18 protein-coding genes are annotated in these 19892 nt (G+C 60.2%); 8 read left to right on the forward strand and 10 right to left on the reverse strand.

The window, feature by feature from the left end; genetic code table 11:
• The first annotated feature begins 49 nt into the window (after positions 1–49).
• Complete coding sequence (locus AACY50_RS11495; protein ID WP_339538578.1) at positions 50–934, forward strand: helix-turn-helix domain-containing protein; 885 nt, start codon at positions 50–52, stop codon at positions 932–934.
• A 56-nt stretch (positions 935–990) separates the two neighbouring features.
• Here AACY50_RS11495 and AACY50_RS11500 read toward each other — a convergent pair whose 3' ends face one another.
• The gene (locus AACY50_RS11500; protein ID WP_339434066.1) at positions 991–1167 is read right to left on the reverse strand and encodes a hypothetical protein; all 177 of its coding nucleotides are present in this window, start codon (positions 1165–1167) and stop codon (positions 991–993) included.
• Positions 1168–1287: 120 nt separating this feature from the next.
• Positions 1288–2193 carry a LysR family transcriptional regulator gene (locus tag AACY50_RS11505; protein WP_339434065.1) on the reverse strand — a complete coding sequence of 302 codons (906 nt, stop codon included), beginning with the start codon at positions 2191–2193 and terminating at the stop codon, positions 1288–1290.
• A gap of 114 nt (positions 2194–2307) precedes the next feature.
• Here AACY50_RS11505 and AACY50_RS11510 point away from each other — a divergent pair, with 114 nt between their 5' ends.
• On the forward strand, positions 2308–3186 hold the full coding sequence (locus AACY50_RS11510; protein WP_339434064.1) for an MBL fold metallo-hydrolase: 879 nt from the start codon (positions 2308–2310) through the stop codon (positions 3184–3186).
• 45 nt (positions 3187–3231) lie between these two features.
• The gene (locus AACY50_RS11515) at positions 3232–3846 is read left to right on the forward strand and encodes an NAD(P)-dependent oxidoreductase (RefSeq protein ID WP_339466630.1); all 615 of its coding nucleotides are present in this window, start codon (positions 3232–3234) and stop codon (positions 3844–3846) included.
• Between the two features lie 122 nt (positions 3847–3968).
• Here AACY50_RS11515 and AACY50_RS11520 read toward each other — a convergent pair whose 3' ends face one another.
• On the reverse strand, positions 3969–4850 hold the full coding sequence (locus AACY50_RS11520; RefSeq protein WP_339434062.1) for a LysR substrate-binding domain-containing protein: 882 nt from the start codon (positions 4848–4850) through the stop codon (positions 3969–3971).
• A gap of 146 nt (positions 4851–4996) precedes the next feature.
• On the opposite strand from AACY50_RS11520, the gene AACY50_RS11525 reads away from it, so the two are divergent.
• Together AACY50_RS11525 and AACY50_RS11530 are read left to right on the forward strand one after the other, a co-directional pair.
• Complete coding sequence (locus tag AACY50_RS11525; RefSeq protein ID WP_339466628.1) at positions 4997–6634, forward strand: 5-guanidino-2-oxopentanoate decarboxylase; 1638 nt, start codon at positions 4997–4999, stop codon at positions 6632–6634.
• Positions 6634–8082: an aldehyde dehydrogenase family protein gene (locus tag AACY50_RS11530; protein WP_339495185.1), complete on the forward strand. Its 1449-nt coding sequence runs from the start codon at positions 6634–6636 to the stop codon at positions 8080–8082. The genes AACY50_RS11525 and AACY50_RS11530 overlap by 1 nt, the downstream gene beginning before the upstream one ends.
• Positions 8083–8224: 142 nt before the next feature.
• Here the strand turns inward: AACY50_RS11530 and AACY50_RS11535 are convergent, their stop codons facing one another.
• Positions 8225–9154, reverse strand: coding sequence for an AraC family transcriptional regulator (locus tag AACY50_RS11535; protein WP_339434059.1), 930 nt, complete (start codon positions 9152–9154; stop codon positions 8225–8227).
• Positions 9155–9490: 336 nt separating this feature from the next.
• Between AACY50_RS11535 and AACY50_RS11540 the strand changes: the two genes are divergently transcribed.
• Both AACY50_RS11540 and AACY50_RS11545 read left to right on the forward strand, forming a co-directional pair.
• Positions 9491–9844 (forward strand): antibiotic biosynthesis monooxygenase family protein, encoded by a 354-nt coding sequence (locus tag AACY50_RS11540; RefSeq protein ID WP_339434058.1) that lies wholly within the window; start codon positions 9491–9493, stop codon positions 9842–9844.
• 43 nt (positions 9845–9887) lie between these two features.
• Positions 9888–10130, forward strand: coding sequence for a hypothetical protein (locus AACY50_RS11545; protein WP_339434057.1), 243 nt, complete (start codon positions 9888–9890; stop codon positions 10128–10130).
• Positions 10131–10134: 4 nt separating this feature from the next.
• Here AACY50_RS11545 and AACY50_RS11550 read toward each other — a convergent pair whose 3' ends face one another.
• Both AACY50_RS11550 and AACY50_RS11555 read right to left on the reverse strand, forming a co-directional pair.
• Positions 10135–10764, reverse strand: coding sequence for a flavin reductase family protein (locus tag AACY50_RS11550; protein ID WP_339538580.1), 630 nt, complete (start codon positions 10762–10764; stop codon positions 10135–10137).
• Between the two features lie 254 nt (positions 10765–11018).
• On the reverse strand, positions 11019–11273 hold the full coding sequence (locus tag AACY50_RS11555; RefSeq protein ID WP_339538581.1) for a hypothetical protein: 255 nt from the start codon (positions 11271–11273) through the stop codon (positions 11019–11021).
• Positions 11274–11614: 341 nt separating this feature from the next.
• Between AACY50_RS11555 and AACY50_RS11560 the strand changes: the two genes are divergently transcribed.
• Positions 11615–12373: a COG4705 family protein gene (locus tag AACY50_RS11560; RefSeq protein ID WP_339434054.1), complete on the forward strand. Its 759-nt coding sequence runs from the start codon at positions 11615–11617 to the stop codon at positions 12371–12373.
• 75 nt (positions 12374–12448) lie between these two features.
• Here the strand turns inward: AACY50_RS11560 and AACY50_RS11565 are convergent, their stop codons facing one another.
• The 4 genes from AACY50_RS11565 to AACY50_RS11580 form a co-directional block, all read right to left on the reverse strand.
• The gene (locus tag AACY50_RS11565; RefSeq protein WP_221734371.1) at positions 12449–13768 is read right to left on the reverse strand and encodes an MFS transporter; all 1320 of its coding nucleotides are present in this window, start codon (positions 13766–13768) and stop codon (positions 12449–12451) included.
• 308 nt (positions 13769–14076) lie between these two features.
• Positions 14077–15408, reverse strand: a complete 1332-nt coding sequence (locus AACY50_RS11570; RefSeq protein WP_339466621.1) for a sigma-54-dependent transcriptional regulator — start codon at positions 15406–15408, stop codon at positions 14077–14079.
• Entirely contained in the window at positions 15408–17168 is a 1761-nt protein-coding gene (locus AACY50_RS11575; RefSeq protein ID WP_339466634.1) for an ATP-binding protein, read from the reverse strand. The genes AACY50_RS11570 and AACY50_RS11575 overlap by 1 nt, the downstream gene beginning before the upstream one ends.
• A gap of 84 nt (positions 17169–17252) precedes the next feature.
• A complete protein-coding gene (locus AACY50_RS11580) occupies positions 17253–19889 on the reverse strand; it encodes an RHS repeat domain-containing protein (protein WP_339538583.1) in 2637 nt (878 codons plus the stop codon).
• Between the last annotated feature and the right edge of the window lie 3 nt (positions 19890–19892).

Genomic DNA, 19892 nt, shown 5'->3' on the forward strand with positions numbered 1-19892 from the left:
GCCAATCGGTGCGATTATCGCCCACAACCCCGAGGCCTGGATTGAAGTGATGAACAAGCCTGAGCTGCCTTCGATTCCGGTGTTCAAGCTCTACGGTGAAAGCCTGGACTGGCCAACCCCTGACTTGCTGCACTGTGAAACCATTTCTTCACGCAGTCGCGAACATCAATGGGAAATCAAACCCCACCGCCACGCCGATTTGTGCCAATTGCTCTTCGTCTTCAAAGGTCAGGCAGAGCTTGAAATCGAAGGTCAGCGCACACAACTGCACACGCCCGCGATTCAGGTGCTGCCACCGCTGTCGGTGCACGGCTTCCGTTTTTCCGAGGACGTCGAAGGATTTATCGTCACCCTCGCCACGCCGCTGATCCATCATTTGCAGGCGCAACTGGGCGATTCGGTAAACGCTCTGGCCCTGGCTGAAAGCTATTCGGCGGGCAAGGACGGCGATTACCTGAACAGCCTGTTTACTGCGCTGCAGGCCGAGTACAACGGCCACCAACCGGCGCGGGAAATGCTCATGCATTCGCTGGTCAGCGTGATTATGGTCTGGGTCAGTCGTCAGGCGATCGTGCGCCATAACGCCAGCCAGCGGCCGCAGCGCCAGCGTGAATACCTCAACGGTTTTATTCAATTGGTGGAAGAGACGTATCGCCAGCATGTGAAGGTCGAAGACCTGGCGCATCGGTTGGGGATTTCGGTGTCACACCTTAATGGCACTTGCCGTGAACTGGCGGGGCAGCCGGCGTTGCAGATCATGCACGAGCGCCAGTTACTGGAAGCCAAGCGCTTGCTGACGTACACCAGCATGACGATTTACGAGATGTCGGAGTTGTTGGGGTTTTCCGATCCGACCAACTTCACGCGCCTGTTCCGGCGCCGGGTGGGGATTTCGCCAAAGGCTTTCCGCGACCGCCTGAAGGCCGAGCAGTAAACCTGTAAACACCTCAATCCCTCTGTGGGAGCAGGCCGCGTTTGCGCGTTGTTACATCAACGCAACGCATTCAGCGTGGCATTGTGTGGAATGCAGTGCTCCAGGTTGCAACTGGCGTATTCGCGAGGCAGTTGTCGCAGTTGCTCGACCCGCCAGGCTGCAGTGCCGTACAACGCCAGTGTGGCGGCGCAGGTGATGAAAATCGCGAGGTATCTTCTTGTTTTGATGTTCATGGTGTCTGACCTCTGAACGTATACCCTTGGGTACTACTTTGAGCATAGGTCAGCGGTGACGACTTGCCAGCGTCAGCGTTTGCGCATCTAGCGTGACATTCAGAGCCGTTATGACCGGGGTTACAGGTCGATATCCCACGTCGGGTTTTCTGGGAATCTGAGTACCAGAAAATCCAGCATGCTGCGCAGCGCCGCCGGCATGTGCTTGCGTGAGGCATAGACCGCGTAGATGTTCATCTGCCGCGGTTCGGCGTGGGGCAACAAGCGAATCAACTCTCCGGCATGAATATGCACCCCGGCCTGATAGGTCGGCAGCATCGCCACCCCCGCGCCGGCCAGCGTCGCGCGCAACAATGTGCTGGCCTCGTTGGCGCTGATGTTGCCCTGTACCGGCACCGACACCGGTTCGCCATCCTCTTGGAAATGCCACAGGCTCTTGCCGAAATACGAGTGGGTCAGGCAGTTGTGTTGACTCAACTCTTCCACCCGTTGCGGCGCCGGATGTTCCTGAAGATACGCGGGAGCCGCGCAGACCACCGAACGGCAAACGGTCAGGCGCCGGGCAATCAGGTTCGGGTCCAGATCATTGCTGGTGCGGATCGCCAGATCGATACGCTCATCCACCAGATTCACCGTGCGGTCGAGCATCTGCATATCGATGCTGACACCGGGGTAGCGCTTGACGTAGGCGGCCATCGCGTCGGCCAGTTGTGCCTGGCCGAACGAGGTGCTGACGCTGATCCGCAGCAACCCGCGCGGTGCATCGTGGGGCTCGCTGACAGCGGCCTGCATGTCAGTCGACAGCTCGATCATCTGCCGGCAGCGCGGCAGGATTTCACTGCCGGCGGCGGTCAGGCTCAACTTGCGCGTGGTGCGGTGCATCAGGCGTGCGCCGACCCAGTCCTCCAGTTCCGCCAGATAACGTGAAACCACCGGGCGTGAAAGGTCCAGATGATCGGCCGCCGCTGACTGGCTGCCCAGATCCACCACTGTGACGAACACCCGCATTGCTTGGAGACGATCCATGATTTGCCCGCTTTCAGAAACAAACTATGTCCAAGCATCGCATTTTTTGTACTGACTCATGCAACTAAGCTCTGTCCCATCGCCAGACACGGCATTCGGACACCGGAGCAACAGATGATCGGTTTCACCACTCTCAAACGCGTTTTGCTTGCCACTGCCACCCTCGGTTTCGCCGCGCATGCCGCTGCTGCCAACCTGACCCTCGATGTCTACAATCCTGGCACCCAAGCCATTTTCCCGGTGACTTCGGTACTGGTCAGTGGCGAAAAGGACGCGATCCTGGTCGACGCGCAGTTTGGTAAATCCCAGGCCGAGCAAGTCGTCGAAAAGATCCGCGCCAGCGGTAAAAAACTCACCACCATTTACATCAGCCACGGTGATCCGGATTACTACTTCGGCCTCGATACCCTGACCAAAGCCTTTCCTGACGCCAAGGTGCTGGCTTCGCAGCCGACTGTCGATCACATCAATCAAACCGTCGCCGGCAAACTCGCGTTCTGGGGGCCGAAAATGGGCGCCGACGTACCGGCCAAAACCATTGTGCCGGGCGTGCTCAAGGGCGACAGCCTGATGCTGGAAGGGCAGAAATTGCAGGTGATCGGGCTGGACGGCAAGCAACCGGATCGCAGCTTTGTGTGGATTCCGTCGCTCAAGGCTGTGGTCGGTGGTGTGGTTGTCGCCGAGAACATCCACGTCTGGATGGCCGACACCCAGACCGCGCAATCCCACGCCGACTGGCTGCAGACCCTGCATTCGATTCAAACCCTGAAGCCGAAAATCGTGGTGCCGGGTCACTACCTCGGTGACAGCAGCCGTTCGTTGGCCAGCGTGAAATTCACCGCCGACTACATTAAGGCTTTCGACACAGAAACCGCCAAGGCCAAAGACTCCACCGCATTGATCGCCGCGATGAAAAAGCGCTACCCGAAACTGGGTGAAGAAAGCTCGCTGGCGCTGAGCGCCAAAGTCGCCAAGGGTGAGATGCAGTGGTAACCCGATTCTGAAAACGCAGCACTCTCAAGCCAACTGGAGAATGTCATGAGCAAGATCGCAATCATTGGTGCCACCGGTCGTGCCGGTAGCCAATTGCTGGAAGAAGCCCTGCGCCGCGGCCACAGCGTCACCGCCATCGCTCGCGATACCTCGAAGATCGGCGCCCGTGCGGGTGTGGCCAGCCAGAATGTCGATGTGCTGGATTCGGCGGCGCTGCAAGATGCCGTTGCCGGTCACGACGTGGTGATCACCGCCGCGCACTTCACCACGGTGCCGGCCAGCGCGATTGTCGGGCCGGTGAAGCAGGCGGGGGTGAAGCGTCTGCTGGTGGTTGGCGGTGCCGGTTCGCTATTGCTGCCGGACGACACGCGGGTGATCGACAGCGCTGGTTTTCCGGCAGAGTACAAAGTCGAAGCCAGCGCTGGTGCCGCGTTTCTGGATGCGCTGCGTCAGGAGACGGAACTGGACTGGACGTTCCTGTCGCCGTCGGCGGAGTTTGTCGAAGGTGAGCGCACCGGCACATTCCGGGTCGGCAAGGATCACTTGCTGGTGAGTGCCGAAGGTCGCAGCTGGATCACGTTTGCCGATTACGCGATTGCGCTGATCGACGAAGTTGAGGCGCCGAAGCATTCGCGTCAGCGGTTTACGGTCGGTTACTAAGCAACAGCGCAGAACAAATGTGAGAGCGGGCTTGCTCGCGAAGAGGGAGTATCAGTCAACCTGATGGGTGACCGATACACCGCTTTCGCGAACAAGCCCGCTTGTACATTCGATTAGGGTGTTCAGCGGGTGTGGGCCTGCTCCACCAGCCAGATCATCAGTTCTTCCAGCTTCGGTGATGGCTCCCCGCCTTGCGGCAACACCACGTAATACGCCAGCCCCGTCTTCACCTTCAGCTCGAACGGCATCACCAGTCGTCCGGCACGCAAGTCATCGCCGATCAGCGACCAATCCCCGATCGCCACACCCGTCCCGTGGGACGCCATCGACATTGCCTGATCCAGCGTCTCGAAATGCTGGCCCATGTTCACATTGCTCAATTGCAGATGGGCGGCCGTCAACCACACGGTCCAGTCCTGAGTGTCTGCGGTCGGATGCAGCAGCAGATGTTGTTGCAGATCGGACGGTGCGGATAACGCCGGCGGGCCTTTCAACAACGCGGGCGAACAGACCGGTGTCAGTTGCTCATCAAACAGATGCAGGGCTGTGGAGGAGTTGTCCGGCGGCGCTCCGTAAATCACCGCCGCATCGAATGGCTCGCGCTGGAAGTCCACGCCATGGGCCAGCGTGGTGGTCAGTTTGACCGGCACGTCAGGGCGTTCCCTCTGCCATTGCAGCAGACGCGGTACCAGCCAGCGCATCACGCAACTTGGCGCCTTGATTTGCAGGGTTTGGCGCTTGAGACCGATCTGCTCGGTACCTTCGCTGATCAGGCCGAAGATTTTCTCCACCCGTGGCAGCCATTCGCGACCTTCACTCGTCAGCGCCAGGCCACGCGCCTGACGAATGAACAGCTCATAACCCAGATGATCCTCAAGCCCGGCGATCTGTCGGCTCACGGCCCCCTGGGTGATGTGCAACTGCTCGGCCGCCCGGGTGAAGTTGCAGCACTGCGCGGTGATCAGAAAGGTGTGCAGGGCGGGCAGGGGAGGCAATCGCTTCATTGGGATCCAAGGTATGACGTGAGGACATGGCTAGTATGACTTTTAATCGATTGTTGCCGCTACCTGCTGCCCGTTCAATGAGCCCATTCCACGGCCCGCTCCCACCCAGGGCCCTGTGTTTCAACTGAATATAAAGGGCAATCGACATGGCGACGTGTGGCGAAGTACTGGTCAAGTTACTCGAGGATTACGGGGTCGAGCAGGTGTTTGGCATTCCCGGGGTACACACCGTGGAGCTGTATCGCGGGCTGGCCCGTTCGAGCATCAACCACGTCACGCCACGGCATGAGCAGGGCGCCGGGTTCATGGCCGACGGCTATGCGCGCACCAGTGGCAAACCGGGCGTGTGCTTCATCATCACCGGCCCCGGCATGACCAACATCACCACGGCGATGGGCCAGGCTTACGCCGATTCGATACCGATGCTGGTGATCTCCAGCGTGCAGTCGCGCAGCCAGTTGGGAGGCGGGCGTGGCAAGCTCCACGAGTTGCCGAACCAGGGCGCATTGGTCGCGGGCGTCGCGGCGTTCTCCCACACGCTGATGTCGGCCGCTGAGTTGCCGGTGGTGCTGGCGCGCGCCTTTGCGCTGTTTCAGGCCGGGCGACCGCGTCCGGTGCATATCGAAATCCCGTTGGACGTGCTGGTTGAGGAGGCTGATGACTTGCTCCTCAGCGTCCCGGTCAACATCGACCGGGCCGGCGCTGCGCCGGCCGCCGTGAGCCGCATGACCGAGTTGCTGGCCGGCGCCCAGCGTCCGTTGATTCTTGCTGGAGGCGGTGCCATTGATGCTGCCGCTGAACTCACCGAACTGGCCGAGTTGCTCGACGCGCCCGTGGCACTGACCATCAACGCCAAAGGCATGCTGGCGTCCAGTCATCCGCTGTTGATTGGCTCGACGCAAAGCCTGGTTGCCACTCGTGCACTGGTCGCCGATGCCGATGTGGTGCTGGCGATCGGCACCGAACTGGCCGAGACCGATTACGACGTCACGTTCGCCGGCGGTTTTGAGATTCCCGGCAAGCTGCTGCGCGTTGATATCGATGCTGATCAGACGGTGCGCAACTACCCGCCGCATCTCGCGTTGGTCGCCGATTCGCGCAACGCGGCACAGGCGCTGCTCAGTGCGTTGTCGCACAAACCATTGGCCGAGCGCCGCAACGATTGGGGCCAGATGCGTGCGGCACGTCTGCGTGATGATCTGGCCGCGACCTGGGATGCACCGACCCAGGCCCAGACGCGTTTCCTCGAAACGGTCCTGGACGAATTGCCGGACGCGGTGTTCGTCGGCGACTCCACGCAACCGGTGTACACCGGCAACCTGACCTTCAACCCGGAGCGTCCACGCCGCTGGTTCAACTCGTCGACCGGTTACGGCACCCTCGGTTACGCTTTGCCGGCAGCCATCGGTGCGTGGCTTGGCGGCCACTGCGACAACGGTGCGCGCCCGCCAGTGGTGTGCCTGATCGGCGACGGCGGTTTGCAATTTACCCTGCCGGAACTGGCCAGCGCCGTCGAAGCGCGCACGCCAGTGATCGTCTTGCTGTGGAATAACCAGGGTTACGAAGAAATCAAAAAATACATGGTCAACCGCGCCATCGAACCGGTCGGCGTCGACATCTACGCCCCGGACTTCATTGGTGTGGCCAAGGCGTTGGGTTGCGCGGCCGAGGCGATCAGCTCGGTTGAGCAATTGCGTGGTGCGCTGCGCGCCGCGACGGATCGTCAGGGGCCGAGCGTGATCGAAATCGACCAGCATCAATGGATGCAGGCGGTGGCCAAATGATGAGTTTTCCAACCACACTCGACGGCCTCTACATCAACGGCCAATGGTCGGCCGGTCGCGAGCATTTGCGCGTGATCAACCCGGCCACCGAAGCGCTGCTGACCACGGTCAATGGCGGTGATGAGCGGGCCGTCGATCACGCGGTGACCGTGGCCGCCGAAGCCTTCAAGGATTGGTCGACCACCACGGGGGCCGAACGCGGCGCGATCCTGCGCAACATCGCCAACGGCGTGCGCAATGGCCGCGAGGACTTGATGAAGTTGCAATCGAGCAACAACGGCAAACCGCAATTCGAAGCGGGCATCGATGTCGACGACGTGATCGCCACCTTCGAGTATTACGCGGAACTGGCCGAGGGCCTCGACGCGCAACAAGACACGGAGGTGCCGCTGCCCAGCGATGATTTCAGCGCACGTCTGCGCCGCGAACCGTGCGGTGTGGTCGGGCTGATCGTGCCGTGGAATTTTCCCATGGTCACCACCGCATGGAAGCTCGCCCCGGCCCTGGCCGCCGGTTGCTGTGTGGTGCTCAAACCGTCGGAAGTCACGCCGTTGCCCGAGTTGGAACTGGCGGCAATCATCGCTGAATCGGGCCTGCCCAAAGGCGTCTTCAACGTGGTCTGCGGTACCGGTATGGCCGTGGGGGCGCCGCTGTCGGCGGATCCGCGTATCGCCAGGATTTCCTTCACCGGTAGCAACGCTGTCGGTGTGCAAGTGATGCAGCGCGCCGCCGAGAGTGTGAAGGGCGTGAGCCTGGAACTGGGCGGTAAATCTTCGCTGCTGGTGCTCGAAGACGCTGATCTTGATTTGGCGGTGGAACTGGCCTGTGGCGGCGGTTTCTTCAACGCCGGGCAGATGTGCTCGGCCACCAGCCGGGTGTTGGTTGCCGATGAATTGGCGGACGCGTTTCTCGTGCGCCTGAAGGCCCGCGCGGAAAAAATCCGCGTAGCCGAACCGTTCGATCCGGACGTGGAAATGGGCGCACTGGTCAATCAGGCGCAGTATCAGCGTGTGCTCGGCCACATCGACCGTGGGTTGAGTGCCGGGGCGAAGCTGGTGTGCGGTGGTAACCGTCCGGCGGATCTGCCGCGCGGCTATTTTTTACAGCCGACGATCTTCACTGACGTGCCCCTCGACAGTGCGCTGTGGTGCGAAGAGATTTTCGGCCCGGTGCTGTGCGTGCGCCGTTTCAGCAGCGAAGCCGAGGCGATTGCCCTGGCCAACGACAGCCAGTTCGGGCTGGTCGCCAGTGTGGTGACGCGTAACGCCGAGACCGCCGACCGGGTCGCCAACGCTCTGCAGGCGGGGCTTGTGTGGCTCAACGCGCCGCAGGTGATCTTCCCGCAGACGGCGTGGGGCGGTTACAAGCAGAGCAGCATCGGCCGCGAATTGGGGCCGTGGGGCTTGTCGGCGTTTCAGGAAATCAAGCATGTGATCCGGGCGCTCTGAAATTGAGTGGCCCGGACTGACGCCATCGCTAGCAGGCTAGCTTCCACAGGGGGTTAGTAGTGAACACAGATGTTGTGGACACCACCACTGTGGGAGCCAGCCTGCTGGCGATGAGGGCAGCGAACACAGTAAAAAGTCTGGATCAGACCGACTGCCGCAACCGCGCCAGATCCCGCAACGGCGGCGCGCCGAACAAACGGCTGTACTCGCGGCTGAACTGTGAGGGGCTTTCATACCCCACGCGATACCCTGCCGCCGACGCTTCCAGCCCTTCGGCCAGCATCAGACGCCGCGCCTCTTGCAGGCGCAATTGCTTCTGATACTGCAGCGGGCTCATCGCCGTCATCGCTTTGAAACGATGATGCAGTGTCGACACGCTGAGGTTCACTTCCTTGGCCAGATCGTCAATGCGCAGCGGTTGCTCGAAGTTGCCGTTAAGCCATTTGATGGCCTGGCTGATGCGGTGGCTCTGACTGTTGGCAATCGCGATTTCATACAGTCGATGGCCCTGCGGGCTGCGCAGCAGGCGATAGAGAATCTCCCGACGGATCAGCGGCGCGAGCATGGCGATGTCTTTCGGCGCATCCAGCAAACGGGCCAGACGCAGCACCGCGTCGAGCATCGCACTGTCGATTTTTTCAACGTACAAACCGCGTCCGGTCGGCCGGGTCGGTACACCGAGCGGGCCGGCGTCGGCGATCAGTGCGGTGATCTCAGCCGGGTCGATGTCCAGACGCACGGCGAGGATCGGATCTTGCGGCGACACGTTGACCACGCGCCCGCTCAGCGGCATCGAGACCGAGACCACCAGATAATTGAGCGGATCGTAATTGAAGAACTCGTCGACCAGTCGCACCTCTTTGCGACCCTGAGCCATGATGCACAGGGCGGGTTGTGCCAGCACCGGGGCGAAGTCGTGGGACTTTGTGTGGCGCGACATGAACAGCGAACCGATGGCCGTGGCGTAACTGCCATCGTCCGTGGTGTTGCGGCGAATGATCGCCGCCAGTTCAGCGCGTTGCTTTTCCATGTCGGCGTCGAGTGGGGCTTGAATCGGATCGAATGACGTCATGCACGGCATCCTCGGCAAGGGATGTGGAGTGGAGCAGAGCATATGTTTGTGCAAGCGTGAACGGTAGACACATTCTGCGAAATGCTTGCCTGATTCTGCGCGGTGTTGCTCATGTTCCCGCCCATAGCGGGACGCAGAGCCTGGAACTTGCTTGAAACGCATGTGACAGCCATGTGACGAGGTTTTGCAGACGGTTGCAGCGACAACGCGCAGTCTCGCAGGATTGTGCAACGCGACGGCAGGAATCGACTAACGGCCCCTGGCGCTCGCCCCTTAATCTTGGATCCTGTCGCAGCCCGTCCCCGGCTGCCACGCGACTCCCTGGGAGGGTTGAACATGTCCAAGCAGATTCCCGTCAGTCATATGGCCTTGGTTCGAGCGCGCGCCGGGCGCTCGGCGGAACTCGGTGTGCGCCTGAGCGCATTGATCGAACCGTCCCGCGCCGCGCCCGGTTGCCTGAGCTTTGCCTTGCAGCATTCGCAGTGTGATCCCGAGTTGTGGATGGTCTGCGGTTTCTGGAGCAATCAGCAGACGATGACCGCGTATTTCAGCAGCCCGTCGATGGAAATCTTCGCCGAGCTGGTGCAGGAGCTCGTGGTCAACAGTCTGGATTTCCACACCTTCAAGGATGTCTCGCCAGCCCAGGCCCTCGGCCAATGTTCGGCACCGGTACACAAACTCGCCGGTTGAGGGTTTAATGTCCGGCTTAATTGACTGAGCCAGGACTTGCGACATGGCACGTAAAGAGTTCGAACACTTCGAAGCAGTTTCCGCAGTCGTCCCCGTCGAACTGGGTGGCAACAAGGGTTATTACGCGGCAATCGCGGTCAAGGCCCTGGTGGATGGCGGTGCACCGCGCTTTCACAAATTGCTGGATGATCAGGTGTTTCCCGGCGCCATCGCCGCCGATGACGCTGCCATCAATGAGCTGGATCGCCTCAAGGGCGTCACTGAAGACGCCGAGTTGATCTGGTAATCCGTTACTTGGCGGCCCCCGGTCGCCACATCTTGAACAGGGCTTCAGGCCCCAGCTGGAAATAATCCGCCGGCCCGCCGCCGCGCAGAATCGGTTCTGCCGCGGCGGTGTCGTAGATCCCATCCTTCAACAGCCACTTGGCGATATGCACGGCGACCACTTCGCCCAGAATCAGCCAGCTCGGCACTGTCTCGCCATCGGCACGTTGCAACTGAATGATCTGCGTGACCTTGCACTCGAAGGACACCGGGCTTTCGGCGACGCGGGGCACGGAAATCACCTTTGACGCGACTGTCGTCAGGCCTGCCAATTCAAACTCGTTGACCTCAGGTGCAACCATCGCGCAGCTCTGGTTCATCTGCTCGGCCAGCGGGCGGGTGGCGAGGTTCCAGACGAATTCGCCGGTCTGTTCCATGTTGTTCAGGCTGTCTTTGCGTCCGACGCTGGAGAAACCAATGATTGGCGGAATGTAGTTGAAGGCGTTGAAGAAGCTGTAGGGCGCCAGATTCAACTGGCCGTTGGCATCCTGCGAAGAAATCCAGCCGATAGGGCGCGGGCCGACGATGGCATTGAACGGATCGTGGGGCAGACCGTGGCCGTGGGCGGGTTCGTAGAAATGGATGTCATCGGGCATGGCTTGGGATCCTGGAGTGCATTGGGTAGGGGCAATAGTGCAAGCCGGGTGATGCAATTTCCAGACAAATGCAAATCTTGTGGAGTGGGTTTGTTTGCGAAGAGGTCGTGTCAGTTGCCATCAGTATCGACTGAACGGACGCCTTCGCGAGCAAGCCCGCTCCCACAGGGTTTTTGTGTGGAACCCTACATTTTGTTTGCCCCAGAAATGACTAAGCCCGGCCGAAGCCGGGCTGTGCGCTGGTTAATGAATTATCAGCTGATCGAAGCTGATTGGGTGCGGTCGTAGCCATCTTGAGCGACGGTGGCGGAGCCGGTGCGGTCGTAGCCGTCTTGAGCGACGGTGGCGGAGCCGGTGCGGTCGTAGCCGTCTTGAGCGACGATGGCGGAGCCGGTGCGGTCGTAGCCGTCGGCGGCAATGGCCGAGCCGGTGCGATCAAAACCGTCGGCTGCGAAGGTGTTGGCGGCCAGTACGGACAGGGTCAGGGCGAGGATCAGTTTGGTTTTCATGTTCGTTACTCCAGATTCGTTGGGGGTGTGTCTTGCATGGGTTGAATGCTACGCCAATAAATCTGATTAAAAAGCGCAAAATAATGCTAAAAACAATCGATTAATTTGATGTTAAGGGCGGCGCATTTAAATCGCTTACGTCTTCGCAGCAAACGACACGCAGGTCATCGATCAGGTGTTGGCAGGATGCAGCGCCAGGATTAATCAGCGATTAATCGCTGTTTTGCCGTTTGTGACAGATTTTTCATGAATTCCCGACCGCTTTTTCACCGCTGCAACGCCAGTCTGCCCACGGCCAGAAAATCAAGAACCGGCCGTCACACAATGGAGCGTTACCCGCGATGAATAAACTGCCTCAAATCACCCTGGCTTTCTGGATCATGAAAATCTGCGCGACGACCCTGGGGGAAACCGCGGGGGATTTGCTGTCGATGACCCTCAATGTCGGCTACGCGATCAGCTCGTTGATTCTGATCAGCGTGTTCGTCCTGACGCTGATCACGCAATTGATGGCCAAGACCTACAAGCCGCTGCTTTACTGGATCGTGATTTTGTCCACCAGCACCGCCGGCACCACCATGTCCGACTTCATGGACCGCACGCTGGATTTGGGTTACGCCACCGGTTCGATGATCCTGATCGCGATTCTGTTGGCGATCTTCTCGGCGTGGCGACTGAGCGGTGACTCGCTCAATGTCAGCAAGGTGCAGACCTTGCGTGGCGAGATGTTCTATTGGATGGCGATTCTGTTTTCCAACACCCTGGGCACCGCGCTTGGGGATTACCTGGCCGACGATTCGGGGCTTGGTTTTGCCGGCGGCGCATTGCTGATCGGCTCGACCATTGCTGTGGTGGTGCTGCTCAAGTACTTCACGAAGATTTCGACAGTGTTGTTGTTCTGGGTGGCGTTCGTATTGACGCGGCCGTTTGGCGCAACGCTGGGCGACTTGATGACCAAGTCTCATGAGAAGGGTGGGCTGGACTTCGGCACCATTGGTTCGTCGGCGGTGCTGGCGGGGATTCTGCTGGCGATGATCGTGGGGGCTTCTTATGCGCAGAAACGTTATGGCACACAACACGCTACTGCCGAGTTGACTTGATACCGAGTTACCCCTTCGCTGGCAAGCCAGCGAAGGGACCCGCACAGCCACCGTTGCAGTGGCTGTGAAACCCGATCAGTCCGTCACGATCCGCGAATGCTTCTGGGTGTCTCTCATGGTGATGTACACCAGCAATGACACGGCGATGCACGCGGTGACGTACCAGTAATAACCGCTTTCCATGCCAATGCTCTTGAACCACAGCGCGATGTATTCGGCAGTACCGCCGAAGATCGAGACGGTCAGTGCGTACGGCAGGCCGACGCCCAGCGCACGGATTTCAGTCGGGAACAATTCCGCTTTCACCACGGCGTTGATCGAGGTGTAGCCGCTGACGATGATCAGCGCTGCCATGATCAGGAAGAACGCGCCCCACCAGGTTTGAATGGTGTGCAGGGTCATCAGGATCGGCACGGTGAAGATCGTACCGAGCACGCCGAAGGCGATCAGGATCGGACGACGACCGATCTTGTCCGACAGGCCACCGATGATCGGTTGCAGGCACATGAACAGGAACAGCGTGGCCGCGGAAATGGTGGTCGAGTCGGAGATGCTCATGCCGACGGTGTTCACCAGGTACTTCTGCATGTAGGTGGTGTAGGTGTAGAACGCCAGTGTGCCGCCCATGGTCAGGCCGACCACGGTCAACAGCTCTTTGGGGTGACGCATCAAGGTGCGCATGGCGCTTTCCTTGGCTTTTTCTTTTTTGGTGAACGACTCGGTTTCTTCCATGCCGCGACGCAGGTACAGCGCAACGACTGCGCACAGCGCGCCGATAGCGAACGGAATACGCCAGCCCCACGCGTACAACTGCTCGGTGGTCAGGGTCTGTTGCAGCACGATCAACACGCCCAGCGCGATGAGCTGGCCGGAGATCAGGGTCACGTACTGGAAGCTTGAGAAGAAACCGCGACGTTCCTTGGTCGCCATCTCCGACAGGTAGGTGGCCGAGGTGCCGTATTCGCCGCCGACCGACAGGCCCTGCAGCAGACGGGCAAACACCAGCAGGATCGGTGCACCGATGCCAATGGTTTCGTAATTGGGGCTCAGGGCGATCAGCAAGGAGCCAAAGCACATCAGGTAAACCGAAGCCATCAGGGCTTTCTTGCGCCCGACTTTGTCGGCGTACAGGCCCATCAGCCAGCCACCGATCGGGCGCATCAGGAAGCCCACGGCGAAGATCGCGGCGGTGTTCATCAGTTGCGCGGTGGAAGAGCCCGCGGGGAAAAAGGTCTTGGCGAAGTACAGCGAGAAGGCGGCATAGACGTACCAGTCGTACCACTCGACCATGTTGCCGACGGAACCGCTGAAGATCGACTTGATCCGGCTGGCGGTGGTTCGTTCTTTGACCGGCACGGCAGCCGACCCAAGAGGCAGGGCGTTGGAGTTATCCATTGAAGGATCCTTCGTTTAATTGTTTTTGTGGAGCGCGTAGAAACGCAGCCTGCTGGGGCTATAGCAGGAGCTGTGCCAACGGGGAGAGGGCCGGTTTAGAGGGGGTGGCGGTTTTTTTTGAGCGGAAATCCGCTTATGGCTGGTGGGTGGTGAGCGGAAAATTGCTCATTGAGGTGGGCAGGTCTTTATTGCCTGTGCCGGCCTCTTCACGGGCAAGCCACGCTTGCACCGGACAGACCGTGTGAACACTGCCGACCACTGTGGGAGCGGGCTTGCTCGCGAAGTGGCCCGAATCGGCACCGCAACATTCAACTGCCTGGAACAAACATCTCCCGACTCAACCCATGGCGCTGCATCTTTTCATTGAACGTGCGGCGCGGCAGTTGCAGCTCTTCGAGCACCGCTTTCACATCGCCCTTGTGCCGGGTCAGCGCGGCGCGCAAGCACTGCGCTTCAAACGCCTCCTGCTGCGCTGCCAGCGACTGCCCCGGATCAATTCCCGGTGCCGGCTCATCCAGCCCCAGCACCTGACGTTCAGCAACGTTGGCCAGTTCGCGCACGTTGCCCGGCCAGTCGTGGCTGAGCAGATGACTCAACTGCGCACCACTCAAGGATGCAAAGGTTCGGCCCAGACGCAGAGCGGCATTCTGGGCGAAGGTCTCGAACAGCAAGGGAATGTCTTCGCGGCGATCTCGCAACGGTGGCAGGCGCAACTCGGCAATGTTCAGGCGATACGCCAGGTCTTCGCGAAAACGTCCGGCCCGGGCTTCATCGAGCAAGTCGGGTTTGGTCGCCGCGACGATCCGTAAATCCACCCGAATACTCTGGTTCGAGCCCAGGCGCTCAAGCTTCTGCTCTTGCAACACCCGCAGCAACTTCACCTGCTGAGCCAGCGGCATGCTTTCGATTTCATCGAGAAACAGCGTGCCGCCATCGGCGTATTCGAGCTTGCCGATGCGCTTGCCGGACGCCCCGGTAAACGCACCGCTTTCATGGCCGAACAGTTCGGCCTCGAACAATTGCTCCGGGATCGCCGCGCAGTTGAGCGCCACGAATGGTTTGTCCGCACGCGGGCCGAAATCGTGCAGACAACGCGCCACCAACTCTTTGCCGCTGCCGGTTTCGCCACGGATCAGCACGTTGACCGGCAACGCTGCCAGATCCAGTACCTGCCGGCGTAGCGTCTGCAACCCACGGGACACGCCGAGTAACGTCGCATCGAGTTTGGCGCGGTTGTCGGCCTGCTCGTGCAGGGCACGGTTTTCCAGGATTAACCGGCGTTTTTCCAAGGCCCGGCGCAGGCTGCCGAGCAATGTTTCCGGGCTGAACGGTTTTTCCAGAAAGTCGTAGGCGCCGTCGCGCATCGCTTCGACCGCCATCGGCACATCGCCGTGACCGGTGAGCAGAATCACCGGTAAGTCGGCATCGCGGCGCTGCACCTCGGCCAGCAGTTCCAGACCACTGAGACCGGGCATGCGCACATCGCTGAGGACCACTCCGGGAAAGTGCGCGGGCAGTGCGGCGAGGCATTCTTCGGCGCGGCTGAACAGTTGCACCTCAAAGCCCGACAGGCTCAACCACTGCTCGACTGCGCTGCGAATGCTGCTTTCGTCATCGACCACCATTACCGAATTGAGCATCAGATACGTGCCTCCAGATCGATCGGCACAGACAGGGTGAACACCGCACCGGTCTCGCCATTTTCCACACTCAAACGTCCACCGGACTCATGGACGATGGCGAAAGATACCGCCAGGCCCAGACCCAGACCGTCGCCCACCGGTTTGGTGGTGAAGAACGGATCGAATACCTGGTTCAGATGCTCTGCGGCAATGCCGCCACCATTGTCGCTGACGCTCAGTTGCCACAGTTGCTCATCGGCCTGCAGGCGTATTTCCAGACGCTTGCACGGTTTGCCTTGCATCGCATCGAGTGCATTGCGCAACAGGTTGATCAGCACTTGTTCCAAACGGATCGCATCACCGCGTACCCACGCCGGACGAGTCAGGTGCAGCACCAGACTGACCTGTTCGTCGCGCAGCCGCGCATCGAGCAGTTGCAGGGACTGATCAACCACCGTCGCCAGATCCAGGCGCTCGCGCAAACCGCCGGGGCTTTTTCTGGCGAAGGTTTTCAGGTGGCCGGTGAGGGCGGCCATGCGCGTGAGCATATCGTCTACCGGTTTGAGTGCCTTATAGGCGTCATCGACCCGACCATGGTCGAGCAGCAGGCGCAGCGTCGCCAGTTGCATGCGCTGAGCGGTCAGCGGTTGATTGATTTCGTGGGCGAGCGCGGCGGACATCTGGCCCAATGCCGCGAGTTTGGCCGATTGCACCAGACCGTCCTGTGCGGTGCGCAACTCGCGAGTGCGTTCCTCGACCAGTTGCTCCAGCTCTTCACGGTTGCGCTGGCGGATTTTCGACAGGCGCCAGCGCTGGTTGAGAAACAGCAGCAGAAACACCAGCGCCAGCCACACGCCGGCAGCGGCGAGCCCGGCGTTGCGCAGGTCTTCGAACGCCACTTGCGGGCGACGCAAAAGGTGCAGCGTCCAGCCTTCGGCGGCCAGCGGCAGCGATTCCCACAAATAATCTGCTGTGCCTTGCGGGCCTTCGACCCGGCGCAGTTCGCTGTTGTCATCGAAAAGGCGCAGCGACAGATGGGTCAGTTGCACCAGCGACTGTTTGTCGTACTGACGGGTGGCCTTGATCTCGGCCAGATCGCTGGCGCTCAACGGTCGCAACGAGCGATAGCGCCAGCCGGGCTGGTTGGCGATGAAAATGATGCCGCGTGCATCGCTGACCAATAGCGTGTCGTTGCCCTGGCTCCATTCGCGTTCAAGTTCGGGGAATTCCAGCTTGACCACCATCGCCCCCAGGAACTCATTGTTATCGCCGAGTACCGCGCTGGAGAGGAAGTAGCCGGGAATCCCGCTGGTCACGCCCACCGCGTAAAAACGCCCGGTGCCTTGGGTGCGGGTCTGGCTGAAGTAGGGGCGGAAACCGTAATTGTGGCCGACGTAACTGCTCGGCAAGCGCCAGTTGCTCGCCGCTACGGCGAGGCCCGTGTGATCAAGCAGTTCAAGGGTCGAGGATTGCGCCGCGCCGTTGATCTTTTCCAGCTTGAGATTCAGCGCCGCCTGCTCGTCGGCATCGACCGGCCCGGCCAGCGCCGAACGTAATTGCGGATCAAGCGCCAGCACAGCGGGCAGGGCGCGGTAGCGGTCGATCAGGGTGTGCAGGGAATTGGCGTACAACGCCAGTTGCTGGTTGGCGCGGGCGGCGTCTTCCTCCAGCGCCTGGCGTTCGGCGTGGCGGATCGCAAGCATGGCGGCAAGCGCTGCGCCGGCAATGATCAGCAGGGTATACAACGACAGACGCAAGGTACGGGAAGTCGGCAGCATGCTGGGCGAAGGGTCGGCAGGACGGGCGGGCACGATAGCATGCGCCCACGTGGCGAAGCGCGATGTTCGCGCGAACCTCGTCGCTCAGACAGCGGTTTCCCGCGCCTGGCGTCGAAGCTGGAGATTCAACCTCGGTTTGGGAACGGGTCTGGGTCTCGGTTCTTCAGCGATTGATTGTTCCAGTTGCTGCAGACGTTCGGTAACCTCTTCGGCTTCGCTACGCGCGTTGAGTACTGTCTGAGCTGTTTCCTTTATCCTGTCGATGGCATCGAACGGGTCGACTCCGGTCCTCGCCAGCTTCATGACTTGACGTTGTTTTTCGTCATCCAGTGAGTCCAGCTGTTTGTAGAACCTTTGCTGAATATCCTCAGAGTAGGCATTGAGGTTATTGGTGAAGGTTTTGATGCCGTCGATCAGGGCGGCGCCGCCATTGACCAGGTCCTTTACTGTTTCGACCCCGTTTGAAACAGTCTCGCCGAGTGTATTCAGGCCATCCTTGAGTTCTTGAGTGTGTAGCGTTTGCGCCAACTTCAGACCTTTCTTGAAGAAGTGGTAGCGTAACAAAGGCATCGCCACGGCTCCGACAACCGCACCGACTGCCAGGCCGATGGCATTCCCGGCACCCGGTACGACGCTGCCCAAGAGCCCGACTACCGTACCTCCCGCAGCTATTCCCTTGAAGACCGATTTTATGCCGTGTTTTGACTTGAGGAAGGTGCCGAAAGTCATACTTGCACGCAGTTCGTTGATGTCGGCGTTTTCCGGAACAAGCCCGTCGAATTCAGTCGCCAGATTATGTATCTGGTTCGCCGCTGTCTGAGCCTTGTCCAGCATCCCGAGAAAGTCGCCAAGCAATTCGAATACGGCTTTTTTTCCGCCGGTCCTGTCGACGTACAGGAGTGGATTGTTGCCAACCATGGCGTACAGGTTCAGGCCATCGACATCGCCATTCGGGTCGGCGCTTATCCAGCGCTGTAACCACGGCGAGTAGTAGCGCTCGCCGTAGTAGTACAAGCCACTGACATCCATCTCCTTGCCCGAATAACGGATGAATTTGTAGCCCACTTCGACGGCGTGGCGTGCGGCCATCCACGCTGTGGCACCGAACGGGTAGTAACCCTCCTGGCTGATCAGGTCGCCCTGTTGATCAAGCTCCATCACGCAGGAGCCGAGATGATCTTCGAGGTTGTAACGCACTTGGTCATTGGCGATTTCATCGGGTGGTTTTTTCGCCCAATGCAGGCAACGCGCACTGCCTACCGAGATGATGTGCAGTTCTTCGCAGTTGTCCTTGTTGCGGATTTCCAGGCCCGGCAGGTAGCGCACCTGATGAAAGTGCACAGTCCTGTCGGTGTACGTTTCATGGCGTTTGAACACCCTCACGCCCTGGCTGTAACGGTAGTGTTCGGCATCGTCATCAGTGCCGTCTCGGGCAATCAGCGTCACGCGTTGCAGTTCATCCCGTGCATTCCAGTGCATGGCCTGTCCCGGTTGCAGGTTCTGCTGGTTGCCGTGGCGGTCGAACAGTGTGCCGAAGTCAGGCTCCGGATCATCCGGTTTCCAGCGCACGCCGCGATTGCTGACTGAATCAATGCGCATCTGCACGGTGCGGTTGGCGCCGGCCCGTACATGCACCAGTTTCACCAGATTGCCGCCGGTGTCGTAAGTGTAGGTCTGGGTGTAGTTGAGGCGGTTGTTAGGGTCGGTGGGCGTTGGCAGGCCGGGAATGTCCGAGAGCGGGCCGTCGTCGTAACCGCTGGCGCTGACCAGTCGGTACAACGAGTCGTAGCTGAAATCACGGTGACCGTCGACCAGTTGGTTGGCGAAATAGACCGGCTGGAAGGCGTGGTCTTCGATGCGGGTAATGTTGCCGACGGGGTCGTAGAAATATTCGAGGTCTTGCAGCACTGCGCCGGTGTCTTTGCGACTGGACTGAGTGTGCAGACGACTGTCTGCCGGGTCGTACGTCCAGCGACTGAGGACAAGATTACCGGCCTGCTGCTCGATGATCTGGTCGGCGGCGTTGTACTGCGCATCAAGCAACACGGGCTGCCATTGGCTCTGGCCGCTGATCAACAGTTGTACCTGCCGAAGGTGCCCGGCCAAGCCGTAGCGCGAGCGTCGCCGATGGCCGCCGGCGTCGGTCTGCTCGAGCAGCGCGCCGAGCGGGCTGAACACATGGTGAGTGGTGAACGGCTCACCGTCGTGGAACGTGCGGGTTTCGCTCAGCGGCTGGCCGGTCAGGGAAAAGCTGTCTGTGAGCAACGAACCGGAACGGTCTTTCTGTTCCTGCAATTGGCCGCGACGGTTGTATCCGGCTTCGGCCGAGGCGTCGGAATAGGTGAACACATCGACATCGACCTCGCCATTTTCCTCGACGGCCACGAGCCGCAGTTGTTCATCGAAGCACGTGCGCCAATGGCTGCCGCGCTGATCCCACCTGCGCAAAGGTTCACCGGCCAGCCCTGGCAGCACCACACGCCAGCCGCTATCCACGCTGTCGATAAGCACCGCATTGCCATTCAACGAATAAACAGTTGCCGTGTTCGCCATGGACAAGCGCGGGTCGCGTTGCGTGATCAGACGCCCGGCTAAATCGTGTTCCTGGCAGATCACCAGGGTGCTTGACGTGTTGCCTGCCATGCTTCGCAGGTAGGCGACCTTGCGGACTGGCAGGCCTCGTCCGTCAATCACTGTCAGGGAGGGCGTGCGTGAATGCATGGT

Origin of the sequence: Pseudomonas sp. RA_15y_Pfl2_54, assembly GCF_963971015.1 — a bacterium.
Lineage (GTDB): Bacteria > Pseudomonadota > Gammaproteobacteria > Pseudomonadales > Pseudomonadaceae > Aquipseudomonas > Aquipseudomonas baetica_A.

Coding starts and splice junctions, on each gene's coding strand:
- AACY50_RS11515 (WP_339466630.1), top strand. CDS start 3,232: ATGAGCAAGATCGCAATCATTGGTGCCACCGGTCGTGCCGGTAGCCAA.
- AACY50_RS11565 (WP_221734371.1), bottom strand. CDS start 13,768: ATGGATAACTCCAACGCCCTGCCTCTTGGGTCGGCTGCCGTGCCGGTC.
- AACY50_RS11550 (WP_339538580.1), bottom strand. CDS start 10,764: ATGCCCGATGACATCCATTTCTACGAACCCGCCCACGGCCACGGTCTG.
- AACY50_RS11580 (WP_339538583.1), bottom strand. CDS start 19,889: ATGCATTCACGCACGCCCTCCCTGACAGTGATTGACGGACGAGGCCTG.
- AACY50_RS11505 (WP_339434065.1), bottom strand. CDS start 2,193: ATGGATCGTCTCCAAGCAATGCGGGTGTTCGTCACAGTGGTGGATCTG.
- AACY50_RS11535 (WP_339434059.1), bottom strand. CDS start 9,154: ATGACGTCATTCGATCCGATTCAAGCCCCACTCGACGCCGACATGGAA.
- AACY50_RS11575 (WP_339466634.1), bottom strand. CDS start 17,168: ATGCTGCCGACTTCCCGTACCTTGCGTCTGTCGTTGTATACCCTGCTG.
- AACY50_RS11560 (WP_339434054.1), top strand. CDS start 11,615: ATGAATAAACTGCCTCAAATCACCCTGGCTTTCTGGATCATGAAAATC.
- AACY50_RS11545 (WP_339434057.1), top strand. CDS start 9,888: ATGGCACGTAAAGAGTTCGAACACTTCGAAGCAGTTTCCGCAGTCGTC.
- AACY50_RS11520 (WP_339434062.1), bottom strand. CDS start 4,850: ATGAAGCGATTGCCTCCCCTGCCCGCCCTGCACACCTTTCTGATCACC.
- AACY50_RS11495 (WP_339538578.1), top strand. CDS start 50: ATGAACAAGCCTGAGCTGCCTTCGATTCCGGTGTTCAAGCTCTACGGT.
- AACY50_RS11530 (WP_339495185.1), top strand. CDS start 6,634: ATGAGTTTTCCAACCACACTCGACGGCCTCTACATCAACGGCCAATGG.
- AACY50_RS11500 (WP_339434066.1), bottom strand. CDS start 1,167: ATGAACATCAAAACAAGAAGATACCTCGCGATTTTCATCACCTGCGCC.
- AACY50_RS11540 (WP_339434058.1), top strand. CDS start 9,491: ATGTCCAAGCAGATTCCCGTCAGTCATATGGCCTTGGTTCGAGCGCGC.
- AACY50_RS11555 (WP_339538581.1), bottom strand. CDS start 11,273: ATGAAAACCAAACTGATCCTCGCCCTGACCCTGTCCGTACTGGCCGCC.
- AACY50_RS11570 (WP_339466621.1), bottom strand. CDS start 15,408: ATGCTCAATTCGGTAATGGTGGTCGATGACGAAAGCAGCATTCGCAGC.
- AACY50_RS11525 (WP_339466628.1), top strand. CDS start 4,997: ATGGCGACGTGTGGCGAAGTACTGGTCAAGTTACTCGAGGATTACGGG.
- AACY50_RS11510 (WP_339434064.1), top strand. CDS start 2,308: ATGATCGGTTTCACCACTCTCAAACGCGTTTTGCTTGCCACTGCCACC.